13 protein-coding genes are annotated in these 12,610 nt (G+C 42.9%); 6 read left to right on the top strand and 7 right to left on the bottom strand.

Annotation, left to right across the window (positions count from 1 at the left end; translation table 11 throughout):
* Positions 1 to 44: 44 nt before the first annotated feature.
* From ACFPFU_RS19730 to msrA, 4 genes are read left to right on the top strand one after another with little or no spacing between them, the layout of a single operon-like run.
* The gene (locus ACFPFU_RS19730; protein ID WP_377067318.1) at positions 45 to 590 is read left to right on the top strand and encodes a class I SAM-dependent methyltransferase; all 546 of its coding nucleotides are present in this window, start codon (positions 45 to 47) and stop codon (positions 588 to 590) included.
* 48 nt (positions 591 to 638) lie between these two features.
* Positions 639 to 1,697 carry a PA0069 family radical SAM protein gene (locus ACFPFU_RS19725; protein ID WP_377067316.1) on the top strand — a complete coding sequence of 353 codons (1,059 nt, stop codon included), beginning with the start codon at positions 639 to 641 and terminating at the stop codon, positions 1,695 to 1,697.
* Entirely contained in the window at positions 1,697 to 1,951 is a 255-nt protein-coding gene (locus ACFPFU_RS19720; protein WP_377067314.1) for a DUF3253 domain-containing protein, read from the top strand. The genes ACFPFU_RS19725 and ACFPFU_RS19720 overlap by 1 nt, the downstream gene beginning before the upstream one ends.
* Before the next feature lie 6 nt (positions 1,952 to 1,957).
* The gene (gene msrA, locus ACFPFU_RS19715; RefSeq protein WP_377067312.1) at positions 1,958 to 2,527 is read left to right on the top strand and encodes a peptide-methionine (S)-S-oxide reductase MsrA; all 570 of its coding nucleotides are present in this window, start codon (positions 1,958 to 1,960) and stop codon (positions 2,525 to 2,527) included.
* 20 nt (positions 2,528 to 2,547) lie between these two features.
* Here the strand turns inward: msrA and ACFPFU_RS19710 are convergent, their stop codons facing one another.
* The 3 genes from ACFPFU_RS19710 to ACFPFU_RS19700 are packed head-to-tail and all read right to left on the bottom strand — an operon-like array spanning position 2,548 to position 4,462.
* Entirely contained in the window at positions 2,548 to 3,240 is a 693-nt protein-coding gene (locus tag ACFPFU_RS19710; RefSeq protein WP_377067310.1) for a TetR/AcrR family transcriptional regulator, read from the bottom strand.
* Positions 3,241 to 3,266: 26 nt separating this feature from the next.
* The gene (locus ACFPFU_RS19705; protein ID WP_377067308.1) at positions 3,267 to 4,022 is read right to left on the bottom strand and encodes a YoaK family protein; all 756 of its coding nucleotides are present in this window, start codon (positions 4,020 to 4,022) and stop codon (positions 3,267 to 3,269) included.
* Between the two features lie 11 nt (positions 4,023 to 4,033).
* Positions 4,034 to 4,462: a lipocalin-like domain-containing protein gene (locus ACFPFU_RS19700; protein ID WP_377067306.1), complete on the bottom strand. Its 429-nt coding sequence runs from the start codon at positions 4,460 to 4,462 to the stop codon at positions 4,034 to 4,036.
* Between the two features lie 206 nt (positions 4,463 to 4,668).
* On the opposite strand from ACFPFU_RS19700, the gene ACFPFU_RS19695 reads away from it, so the two are divergent.
* The gene (locus tag ACFPFU_RS19695; protein WP_377067304.1) at positions 4,669 to 6,339 is read left to right on the top strand and encodes a DUF6909 family protein; all 1,671 of its coding nucleotides are present in this window, start codon (positions 4,669 to 4,671) and stop codon (positions 6,337 to 6,339) included.
* A gap of 447 nt (positions 6,340 to 6,786) precedes the next feature.
* On the top strand, positions 6,787 to 7,482 hold the full coding sequence (locus tag ACFPFU_RS19690; RefSeq protein WP_377067302.1) for a response regulator transcription factor: 696 nt from the start codon (positions 6,787 to 6,789) through the stop codon (positions 7,480 to 7,482).
* 182 nt (positions 7,483 to 7,664) lie between these two features.
* Here ACFPFU_RS19690 and ACFPFU_RS19685 read toward each other — a convergent pair whose 3' ends face one another.
* Genes ACFPFU_RS19685 through ACFPFU_RS19670 form a run of 4 tightly spaced genes read right to left on the bottom strand, consistent with a single transcriptional unit; the run spans position 7,665 to position 12,572 of the window.
* Positions 7,665 to 9,023: an ATP-binding protein gene (locus tag ACFPFU_RS19685; RefSeq protein ID WP_377067300.1), complete on the bottom strand. Its 1,359-nt coding sequence runs from the start codon at positions 9,021 to 9,023 to the stop codon at positions 7,665 to 7,667.
* A gap of 25 nt (positions 9,024 to 9,048) precedes the next feature.
* On the bottom strand, positions 9,049 to 9,594 hold the full coding sequence (locus ACFPFU_RS19680) for a hypothetical protein (RefSeq protein WP_377067298.1): 546 nt from the start codon (positions 9,592 to 9,594) through the stop codon (positions 9,049 to 9,051).
* Positions 9,595 to 9,630: 36 nt separating this feature from the next.
* Positions 9,631 to 11,781, bottom strand: coding sequence for an eCIS core domain-containing protein (locus tag ACFPFU_RS19675; RefSeq protein WP_377067296.1), 2,151 nt, complete (start codon positions 11,779 to 11,781; stop codon positions 9,631 to 9,633).
* 11 nt (positions 11,782 to 11,792) lie between these two features.
* Positions 11,793 to 12,572: a ParA family protein gene (locus ACFPFU_RS19670; protein WP_377067294.1), complete on the bottom strand. Its 780-nt coding sequence runs from the start codon at positions 12,570 to 12,572 to the stop codon at positions 11,793 to 11,795.
* Positions 12,573 to 12,610: the final 38 nt, after the last annotated feature.

Raw genomic sequence — 12,610 nt, 5'->3', positions numbered from 1 at the left:
GTAAAAAAAAATAGTTATATTGGCAGTTAATTTTAAATATCCCAATGAATAAAAGTTCTCTCTTCAAGGAGCTGTTTACCAACATAAAGACCACAGGTGCCATTACTTTTAGTTCTAAATCTTTGGTCAACAAAATGTTATCTTTTGCAAATTTCAGAGGTGCCAAAACCATAGTGGAGTTGGGGGGAGGAGATGGGAGCATTACGAAGGGGATTATAGATAGAATGGATGATGACGCCACGCTTCTGGTTTTTGAAATCAGTGAAAATTTCTGCAAAAATCTAAAAAAACAATTCAGAGGGGAAAATGTTAAAATCATCTGTGATTCGGCTGAAAACATGGACAAATACCTGGAAGGAAGAACCATAGACCTGATCCTTTCTTCTCTTCCCTTTAGCCTTATTCCTAAGGAGACCAGAAGCATGATCTATAAAAAGAGCAGCCAATTTTTAAAACCCCACGGCTTCTTTATCCAAATTTGTTATTCTTACTTGCTAAGGTTCCAGTTTGCCTCATATTTCAGAAGTATCAGGACTGCTTTTACCCTAAAAAATTTTCCGCCGGCTTTTATCATTATCTGCAATGTCTGAATCCGAAATAGGTATTGATATCCGGATAAATTTTTTAAATTAGTAAATATGAAAAATGAGTTGTTTAAGGGAAGAGGGGCGAGTATACAACCAAAAAACCCCTATTCAAAAACGGATACGGTCCAGGAATATTTAGAGGGGATTGACGAGCCGGCTATTACCGAAAAACCGGCCACAGCATACCTGTTTATCCAAGCCAAGTCTGCATTAAGCAAAAATGACAGCCCTGATCTCAGGCTTAGCTACTCGGTTAATCCGTATTCGGGCTGCGAACATGGCTGCATATATTGTTACGCAAGAAACAGCCATCAATATTGGGGATTTGATGCAGGATTGGGTTTTGAAACCAAGATATTGGTGAAAAGCAATATAGTGGAGCAACTCGAAAAGGAGTTTAAAAGCAAAAGGTATAAACCCCAGCCTATCATGCTGTCCGGAAATACGGACTGCTACCAGCCTTTGGAAAAAAAGTTTCAACTCACCAGAGGCATTTTAAAGCTATGTCTGAAATACGGCCACCCCATAAGCATGGTGACCAAAAATGCTTTGATTGAAAGAGATGCTGATGTTCTCAGGCAGCTGGCAAATAAGCGCTTGGTTCATGTGTATTTTTCAATCAATCATTTGGATAGGGAACTGAAGCTGAAAATGGAGCCCAGAACCGCTACAGCAGAAAAAAAGCTGGAGCTGATTGATAAATTTTCAGGATATGGGATCCCTTGTGGGGTAATGGTTGCACCGATTATACCCGGGCTGAACCTATCCGATATCCATAAGATCATCCGGTTAGCCGGAGAGGCGGGCGCATTAGCGGCCGGATATACCGTTGTAAGGCTCAATGGGACCATCAAGGAAATATTTGAAAATTGGTTGAAAGAAAATTTTCCCGACAGGTACGCAAAGGTGATGCATCAGGTAGCCTCTTTGCATGGAGGAAGGGCCAATGATTCCGAATGGGGCAGGAGGATTAAGGGCACTGGACCTTTGGCCACTACGATAGAAAAGCTTTTCAGAACATCTGTCAAAAAATATCTTAAAGACAGGGAAATGCCGGATTTTGATATGACTGTATTCAAAAGCAGGGGGCAGCTTGGACTGTTTAGTTGATGGAGAGGGAAAAGAAAAATATACTCTCGGTAGCCATTATGGAAATGGCAAAGAGGAAGAAGGGCAAATATTTTACGCCCACGGATGTTGCCCAATGGCTCTATCCCTACGACTGGAAATTCTTTGTGGACGATGTAATAGCGATGATGATGGAACTGTATCGGGAAGATAAAATCGAAGTGACGCAGAAAGATCATAGTGTGGACAAAAACTTTTTCCCACCCGGTTCTGTTAAAATAAAACTTAAACATTAATTAAAGATGGAATTACCCAAAACGGATGTAGAGGTTCCTGAAGGCAAAGAAGTGGCCACACTGGGCGCAGGTTGTTTCTGGTGTACAGAAGCTATTTTCCAGCAGTTAAGAGGAGTGGAAAAAGTCAGATCGGGATTTTCCGGTGGACATCGGGTGTCGCCCGCTTACAAAGAAGTGGTAACAGGTACCACAGGCCATGCCGAAGTAATACAGATGATCTACGATCCGACCATCATCTCATTTGAAGACCTTTTGGAGATATTTTGGACCAGTCATGATCCCACTACACTCAATCGCCAAGGAGGTGATGTAGGGCCTCAATACCGTTCAGTGATATTCTATCACAGTATGGAGCAAAAAGAGATTGCGGAGGCATTCATGGATAAACTGGAACACGAAAAAATTTTTGACAGCCCAGTGGTTACAGAAATCACCGCTTTTTCCAATTTCTATCCCGCAGAAGACTACCATTCAAACTATTTTGAGCTTCACGGATCAGAACCTTATTGTCAGTTTGTCATTAAACCCAAGGTGGAAAAATTCCGGAAGTTTTTTAAAGACAGGATCAGGTCATGATGTCAATGAAAAAGACCGCATCAATCCTTGTCTTTCAGGTTAAGGACGGAGAAAATCAGGGATTCCAGGAACCTTTTGACATCCTTCGAACTCAGGTTTTTCCCCTTAAGTTCTGTCCAAGAGCCTAAATGCTGACTGAAATAAAATTGCTCAAAAGTGGTTTCCAGCAGATTAATGGCCAATGCCCTGGGAAATTCATATTTTTTACTGGCTTCAATAAACAGACCAGCTATGGTGTTTATTAATTTTTCATAAGATTCGAAAAAACCTTTTTGAAGTTCCACTTCTACTTTTTTTGTAAGATAAGCTTTGGCGGACTCCTCCACCACAATGCTGTGGAGGGCGTTTACATCCAGGTTTTTTATTTTCGGTGAAGAGTTTTCAATGTCTGTAAGCACCTCTATCATTTTCTTCAACTTTGTTTTTGGGGACGAAATGTTTTGTACATTGAAAATAATCTTAAAATCCAGTATCTCCCAATAAATGGAAATCAGGTAGACCAGCAGGTTATGTTTGTTCTCAAAATACCTGTATATCGAGGCTTCGTTAGATCCAATTTCTGATGCCAGTTTTTTGAAAGTAAAGCCTTCCAGACCAAGTTCTTTGATATGGTAAATACTTTTGTTGATTATTTTGTGGCCCAATTCAGAGGATCCCGGATTTTTCAGAAAAAGTTGATCATTTTCCGGATAATGCATCTGTATTTCCATCATTTAAATTTGGGTTTACTGTGTATTCCTTAATTTTGTTCCTGCACCACGTAAGCAGGCTTTTTGATTTTTCTGATTGTGAGTTTAGTAATTACCCGTGTCATGTCATAATATACGACGAAAATTAATATTAAAATTACCAGAAAAAAAGCCAGAAAATCGTATTTAAGAAAAAACCAGCCACCCACTAACCCCCCAATAATGTAAAAACCCAAAACAGTAAAGCGAAGCGTCAGACGTTCTTTCAATACTTTAGACCGGGGTGTAATGGGATGTAGCCATTGGGAAAGTTCGGCTCCCAGATCGGTGAACAGTCCGGTGACGTGGGTGGTTTTGACGACTCCCCCTGAAATGGTAGAAACCATGCTGTTTTGCAAACCCATGCAAAAGAGAAGTCCCCCGACAAGACATTCTGTTTCCCTTAAGGTTTCCTCATAGTAATAGTGTCCATAAATGGCTATGACCGATAAAACAAGAATCTCTATAAAGACCGGAGCTGCATGGGACAAATACCTGCCTTTTTTCGCAATGGAGCTGATCAGGTAATTGGCCAGAAAGGCGCCGAATAAAAAAAGCAGTAACCACACCAAAACAATGTACACTTGATGCCAATGTCCTTTCACCACTTCTTCAGCAAAAATGGCTACATGACCGGTAACATTGGAAGTAAAAGCAAAAAAAGCAATGACGCTGGCCACATTGGTGATGCCGGAAGCAGATGCTGTGGTGGCTGCCAGCAACAGGTTTTCTTTAATTGAGCGGCGCTCCTTATTTTTTTTCAGCATTACTTTACAGTTTACCTTGAAAAAATAAGTTTGGCAATGCCTCTTGTTTCCATCCCAATATCAAAATTGAGGATGAGTTCGTCATCGTTCAGCTCTTTGATATCGAACAATTCCATGCTGCCGTCTTCGTGATCTATCCGCAGGATGTGGCCCCTCCCTTTGATCGTCCAGGTAGCTGCCGCCATTTTCTGGCCATTCTTATAAAATTTAACACGGTTGTCTTCCGTGAATACCCATTGTTCTGCCTCATGTTTTTTAATCTCCCCCAACCCTAAATCATATACGGATTCATTTTCGATTTTTTCATAGGTCCAATCTGTTTCTTGCCATTTACCCAAAATCACACCTTCAGGATTTCTTACGGTAAAACCCAAGAAGATGACCAAAGATGCGGTAGCAATTGCGGCCAGTTTTAATAATGTATTTATACTTTTATACATGAATGTATTCGCTTTAAGATTGGAAGTAATACTACTAACTACATATATTAACGGTATAAAGTTCATGTATTGTGGTGGATTTTTGTTAGAAGTGGTGCTTGGGGTCAATCATGACCGTAACTTCCGGTCAAGGATAAGTGGTCGTTTTCGGTGCTTGCCAAATAAAATTTGATATTTTTGTAAACATAATCCAATCAGCCATCTCTATGAAAAGAACAAAAGCCCAGGAATCCAGATCAGCCATTGAAAGGTTATACATAACCATGAGGCACCTTTTTATGAGGGGTAATTATAAACCTACCGGGGTATCCGGGGAATCACTTGTCAATGCGTTGTTGACCTTGAGTCCGGAAATCTATGGTTTGGTGGCAGATAATGAAAAACTGGAATTGGATGGTCTTTTATATGTAATGGAAAGGTTGCCGAGGGGGATAGAGGAATGCCGCTATATTCGATTGATCAGTAGGGAAGGCTATGAGGATTCTGCTTTCGAGCCTTTGGTTCCGGTCAAAAGAAAAAGAAACTGCTACAGGGTGGATGAGGAGCAGATGTATGTGGAAATGACCAGGGGAAAAAGTGATATTTATGATATACTCACCCACCTGACCTTTTTATACATTGAGTCTGAAAAGATCAGGAAAAACAGTACCGATCCAAAGGGCAGGATCAACCTGAACTGGAAAATGCTAAAGGAGATTGTGGATAAAGAAAACAATGGAGAGGATTTTAATAAAGAAGCGGCCTGTTCCTATCTTAGTCATATTACAGGAAGGACGTTTGAGGAAACCCATGAAGCCGTAAGGAAATTCGAGCAGTCTAAAAACAGTAAAAGTCTTTTTTCCATTGTTTACAATATGGGTAGATTGTCGATAGAAGAGGTGTTGGAAGGAAACGACAGGGAAGTGTCCTTTTCTGCCACCCTGCGGGAAAGAGTAGGACACCATGTGTATGGGGAGTTGTGGGCCCACCGGATCAAGGCGGTGCTTGAAGAAGAAAACCTCCTCCAAAAACCCATACACATCATCAGTGCCAATCCACATAGTGTGGTGAATACGTTATACGGTCACCAGGCTTTGGGTTTAAGCTCATTTGAGAAAATAGAAGAAGTGGCCTTGCAAATCAGCATCAATGCCAAGAACAATAAAAGCAAAGAAATTCAGTCTTATGCCACAAAACATGGACTTATTTCCCTTCCCGATACCTCTGGAACCAATATAGGGGTTCAGATCATAGATACCGGGAAAATGGAACATGACACCTTACTTCCCGGCATATCCATCAAAAAAGACAAAAGGGACAGTCCGGTTTTTGTCGTGATGGATTATGCTTTCGGAGAACAGGCTTATGAATGCCTGGATGAGCTGTTGAAACCTTATGAAGTGGAGAACAGAAAAATACCCCTAAATGTGGTTTCAATAGCCATCATGGGGAAAGCAGGAATCCTCAAAGGATCTAAGGGAGACATCATGATTCCCACCAGCCACGTGTTTGAAGGAACAGCGGATAATTATCCTTTCAAAAATGAATTAAGCAAAAGGGATTTTGAAGGATATGGCCTGGGCGTTTTTGAAGGAGCTATGATCACGGTGCTGGGCACTTCTCTCCAAAACAAGGAAGTATTGAGGTACTTCATGGAATCATCCTGGAAAGCAATTGGCCTGGAAATGGAAGGAGCCCATTATCAAAAGGCCATACAGGCAGCTAGTAAGATACGGAACAGTATCAGGAAAAATGTAAAAGTGTTGTATGCCTACTATGCTTCCGATAATCCTCTGGAAACCGGCGGTACCTTGGCCTCGGGTGCTTTAGGCATGGACGGCGTCAGGCCCACCTATTTGATCACGTACAAAATTCTGGAAAATATTTCCTCAGAATAATTTAATTTTAGTACCATAAATAGAGAAAAGGATTTGAATTTGGCTTTAAAGTATCGAAACGGTATCTTTAATTGCTTTCTTTCATGTTTATTTTTTATATTTTTCTTGAAATACACATAGTTTACATGATGATTTTTGCTTTTATATATGTTTTTTATGATCTTTGTCTTAAGTATGATTCTTGTGTGGGTAATCAGGTTCTGTGTAAATCAATCACAGATTTTATTCTTTATTCTTTCTGAAAAGCAATTTTATTGCTGGAAAATTTTAGTCAGTTTGCCAATCCTGCAATTTCATTAATCCTGCTGGAAGGGGATTTTCATGTGAAATTTTTCTGATGATTGTGTTTTACGTCTGGATTTTCCTTCAAATTTTAACGGAATGGATAGGGTATAAATAAAGAAATGCTTTTTATGGTTTTTGGAATTACCGATGATTATTTTGGCTATGGAAACGCTGACATCGATTATTAACCAACAGTATCAAAACTTAATAAAGTACGACCGGTTGCTGACCAGTCGGAGCAAAACTATAGAAGAAATAGGGGAGTTGTGCAACGAAATTTTTTACCATTCTGATGAGAATTTTCATTATTTATATCTGAACGAACAGGGTTGTGACTGGTTTGGCATGAGTAATGAAGACATTCTGAAGATAAAGGGCAGCTTTTTGGAGAAGTTTTATCACCCCCACACCCTTCATTTTGAGTTGCCGAAAATAAAGAGGTTTTTCAAGCCAAACAGCCGGAACCTGGTATATTCCAATTGCCTTCAGATTTTCAACCCGGCGATGCAATCCTATTCTATTTGCTTGGTGTTCATGAAGAAATTCAATGGTTCATGTGGCTATATTTCTTTTATCATGCCCATTGAAAACCTGCAGGGTATTTCAAAAAAGGTAAGGAGGATACTCAGTGAAGAGCATTTTAAGCACAGTCACAAGAAGGATTTTGACGATCTCACTTCCCGGGAAACTGAAATACTGAAGTTATTGGCCAGGGGCTCCAACAACCCTCAAATATCGGATCAGTTGTTCATTAGCCGAAGAACCGTCGAACAGCATCGCAAAAACATCAACAGAAAACTTCAGATAAAATCCTTCCGCGATATATTGTCCTATGCTTATGCGTTTGATCTGGTATAATCTTGTAAAAGAGCAATGGCAGGACTGGTTTCACCGGAGAAGTTATGCTTCCATAACCTATAAACCTCTGTTAGACTCTTGTCATAGAAGATTTTAAACAGTGGTAAAACCCGCTTAGCGAGTGGCATTGTTATACCCAGGGATGGAAATCCCCCGATCTTATGGGCGAATGTACACTTCCCTTACTTAACTATCCTCTCCACCTTTTTGAACTCCTTTTTGATGCCCTCATAAATATCCTCATATTGGAGTTGGTGGCCGGGGCGGTTGAGCGCACAAAGACAGGCATATTGGGTGATGTTCATGATTTCTGATCCCGTCATCTCGTACTTTTGGGCCAATGCCCTTAAATCTATGCCCTTATCCAACTGCACCTTTTTCGGAAAAGCTTTTTCCCACAGTTGGATGCGTTCCCTTTCGGACGGTATGGGAAAATAGATAATGGACTGGAATCTTCTGGCAAATGCCTCGTCAATGTTGCTTTTTAGATTGGTGGCCAGGATCACCAACCCATCATATTGCTCCACTCTTTGCAGCAGATAGGACACTTCTTGGTTGGCGTATTTGTCATGGGCATCGCGCACATTGGTCCGTTTGCCGAAAAGCGCGTCCGCTTCATCAAAGAATAAAATCCAGTCCTTGTTTTCCGCTTTTGCAAACAAATTGGCAAGGTTTTTTTCCGTCTCCCCAATAAACTTGGACACAACCATCGAAAGATCAATGCGGTAAACTTCCCTGCCGGTGTATTTGCCCAGGAGGGAAGCGGTCAATGTTTTGCCGGTACCTGGAGGTCCATGGAAAAGGGCCCGGTATCCGGGTTTCAGTTTGCGGTGCATTTCCCAGTCGTTCATCAAGGTATGATGGTGCTTGATCCACACCTCTAAATCCTGGATTTGAGTCTGTGTGGAGGGATGAAGCACCAGGTCATCCCATTCCATTTCCGTCTCCAGCAGCTGAGCCGGGAAGTGCATGCTAAATCTGGGTTTTGCTACTTTGCCCGATGTGAACAGGTCTACGTATTCCTGGGACAACACGATTTTTCCGCTCATTTTTGGTTCACCCTCCGGCACATCATCCAGCCATAAAATCCGCCTTTTGGCAAAAAAATGATCCTCACCGAAGTATTGTTGAACGGCTATCCGTTTTTCCATTTTGTCCCCGCCCAACAAAAAAAGCACCGTTTCGCCCGTAGGAAGGAACCCCCTGAAATGTTTACCCCTGGCACCGCCCAATTGAGGGAAATCTCCCGACTGAGGCAGATTTTCCTGAATGATCCGATCGTAATATTCAGGTTGGACATGCGGAGCCAATGCTAGAAGCAAAATGGTCTGCTCCGCTACAGACAGGTTGTTGGACCGCACAAAATCCAGTAAGGGCGTGGGTTTATCGTTTTTGTTAAAATACTTGGGGTCATGAGTTGTCCCTGCGGTTTTATCCCGGTCAAAATAGCTTTTTATCTGCTCAGATATAAATGCTTCCAATACAGTAAAAGCCCTGACAGGGATGGAATCGGTTTGCGGAATCATGTTCGCTGTTCGCATGGGTATCGATCTAAAAATAAAACATCTAATTTTCAGGAAGTATTCCCGGCAGTACCTCTATGGATACCACCTGGCTGTTGACCCTGCCTTTGTATACATTATCGGGCGCTTTGGCCAGGGGTTCGCCTGCCTCGTAGTAAAATGCCAACCGGTATCTACCTGGGGCCAGTACCCGGTAAAAATCGAAAAGATCAAAAGTTGTTGATACGGAATTTTGTGGATACAAAAGCTTATAATCGCCTATGGGTGAAAAGTCCCTGTTGATATCCACGGGATGATAAGCAGCTGCAGTCTGGTCCCCTTCTTTGGTAATAGTGACATATATTTCTCTGGAAAGGGAATTTTCATAACCCACAGCCAGTCGTTTATTTATCATTACCGGTTCATTGCCGCAATTTGTAAGGACAGCCTTGATAGGCAATGGTTGATTGAGATGAATTGTGTCCGTGAGTACCTCGATCTTTAATTGGAGCCCATTGTCTTTTTCCATAAACAGCGCGTCATTTTCTTGGGAAACGGTTATATCTGCCATTGTACCATAATAAACCAACACAATATATAACAATTGCATGTTTGATAAAGCTTTTATTCAATCGTTTTGATCAAGTTAAGGTCTTACCACGGCATTATAGCTATCCATAGTGGCTTGATGGGTGGCCTGGTCAGCCGCTGAGGCGGCATTAAACCTTCGCCTTACCTTGTTTCGGACTTCCACGAACTTTGAAAAATTGGTCCTTTGTTCATCCGCGGGAAGCCGGTTCCAATGGAACAAGGCTCTCCTGGCATCATCAAAAAAACCATCGATATCTTCTTCCGGCATTCCTATACTGAGGATTTCTATTCGTTCTCCCAGAAACTCCCTTAAGTCTTGATTGAGAATCCCCACTTTTCTTTGACGCACATGCTCCAATTCATGGGCAATGGTATGTACCAACCCCGCAAACCCTTGGGCGAATGCCGGTGGCCCTATCTTGACAAGAGAAGGTCCAGGTATAATTCCACCGGTAGTGGCATTGGAATCGGTAAGTCCCGGATCAAAACTGATGTCCAACAAAGCCCCATGCTCACTTATCCTATAAAAGTCCATGATCATGCGTATGGCGGCATTATGGTGATTGTCGGTTTCTAATTGGGCGACCATTCTTCTAAGGGTTTGCTCACCCACCTTGCCATCTACGGTAAGCCCGTTTTGATGTTGAAATTCAGCTATCCTTTCCACCGTATCCTGCCCAAAAATCCCGTCAATGGTTGTTCCCACCAATCCCTGGATCGCTCTGATGGATCTTTTGTCTTTGAATTTGATTTTATTGAACGAGACTGCCGCAGTTTCCCTGGCAAAATTAAGATGGTTGGGGATAGGGCCGATAGGGGCTGCCACAGGCGGCGGTACGGCCAATTGGGAAAGTATGCTCACTCTTAGTATCGCTTCCGACAAGAATGAAAAATTACCCACACGTATCACTCTCAGGTTTCCTGATTCGAACGAGGTGGTGGGAAACAGGAGGGAGGGATCATGGCTTATGCTCAAGACATCCGAAGTGTTCATGTTGTGAAAATCCACCACAAGCTGGATGGCATGTTCGTGGAAGTCGTCAACGGCCAATGTCCGGACCATGGTGTTCAGGGTAGTGAGGTCAACCTGCCCATTGGGTGGCAAACCATGGGTCTGTTGAAAAGTGGCGATCCCCTCCACTGTAATGGGCCCAATTATTCCGTCCACACCCACACCTACCGTGTTTTGGATGATGCGTTTTGAACGTCCATCGTAGCGGCCATTGTTGAAAGCGATGGCTGCGATTTCCTGTGCCGGGGCAAGCAGCCCCTGCCGTGATACCGTATGGGAAGTGCCGGCGGAGAGATGTCCGGCCCCACCTTTTGTGTGGTTTTTGGCTGCACCTTGCTGGATAACATGGGTCAACTCATGGGCAAGGAGTCTTTTTCCATTGGCACTCTCGGGTCTGAATTTTCCGGTATTGAAATAGATGTCCCTTCCATGGGTGAAAGCCTGGGCTCCCAGAGCTTTGTTCATTTCCACCGCATCCATATCTGTATGTATGCTTACTTCACTGAAATTGGCGCCCATGGCGTTTTCCATTTCCATTCTGGGCTTATCGGGTAGGGGAACACCCTTTCCTGAAGAAGTTTCGATCTTGTTATCCAATTTTTGCGTGGTAATGGCATTACCCGGTTCAGTTTTCATCTGTAGTTCCTCCTCCTCCTCTTCTGCCTGCATTTGTACTTCTTCTTCCTCAAGTTCTGCTAGCTGTACCCCTTCTTCCTCTTCTTCCTCCTGCATTTGTACTTCTTCCTCCTCTTCGGTTTCTTTCATTTGCATGGTTTCTTCCTCCTCTTCCACCATTTGTACCGGCTCTTCCTCTTCTATATTTTGCATTTGGAGGGATGCTTCTTCAGGTTCTTTTTGTCTTTGTATTTTCAGTGGGGCAGCCCTTTCTTGTTCCGGATTTGATTGCTGTCTTTGGGCCGCTTTTAATCCTCCGGTTGGCATTGGGGATATCCGTTCGGGATGGGTTTTGTTGCGGTTGTGGGAAATGCTGCTGGTAACCCGGTCTGCTACAGTATCTGCTTCCCGCTCAAACCTGTCTCCTGGCTGGCCTATTTGGAGCTTTGTCTGGAAAAATGGCTGAAAACCTCGGGTGGTCACATTGCCATCAAGCGTCTTTGAAAAGAACGGTAATTTTTTTTCTGCGCTTTCCTGAGGGGTACGATGTCTCCGGGATTTTTTTGTGCTGCGTTGCATGGTGTAAATGCTTATCGTTCATGGGAAATACATTCTAATAGTTCTTGGGCCAATTGACAATAATCCAATGCACCATTGGAATTTTTGTCAAAATGGAAAATATCGAGGCCCGCTTCCTGGGCTTTTGCCAGGGCAATATTGGTACGGACATGCGTCTGGAACACCTTGCTTCCGAATTCCTGTTCCAATTGTTCGAGTACACTGCGGTTCATGGATTTTCTCCGGTCAAATTTTGTCAATATGAAACCGAGCAGTTTGAGTTGGGGATGGATATGTTTTTTGATTTTACTGAAAGCACGTAGGAAACTCTTTACCCCCCTTAAAGGCAGAAATTCGGCCTGCAGAGGCATCAAGACATAATCACTCGCTACCAAGGCATTCACGGTCAACATGCCAATGGCGGGGGGACAGTCGATGAATATATAATCGTAGACTCCTTTTAGCGGTTTAAGCAGTTGTCTGGTCAACTGCTCTCTCCCATATACGCTTACCAGCTCCATTTCCGCGCTGGCCAGCTCCAGGCCGGAGGGAATCAGGTCTACTCCGGCTTTTGTTACCAATATGGCATTCTTTGCGTTAATTTCCTCTCCCGAGGCTTCTTTTTTTAGCAATTGGTAAATTCCAAGCTCCTGTTCCTCCAATATCCCCAAAGCCTGGGTGCAGTTGGCCTGCGGGTCCATGTCAACCACCAAAACTTTATTGTTTTGTTGTTGAAGTGCTGCAGCCAGGTTGATCACGGTGGTGGTTTTACCTGAACCCCCTTTTTGGATGGCAAGGGCGATGGTAGGCATATTTATCTGATTTTATTTATTGATTTATTGGTTCGGTA

Source organism: Negadavirga shengliensis (genome assembly GCF_042652345.1).
In the GTDB taxonomy this organism is placed as follows: domain Bacteria; phylum Bacteroidota; class Bacteroidia; order Cytophagales; family Cyclobacteriaceae; genus Negadavirga; species Negadavirga shengliensis.
The sequence above is the reverse complement of the archived record's forward strand: the minus strand, read 5'-3'. Positions and strand labels throughout refer to the sequence as shown.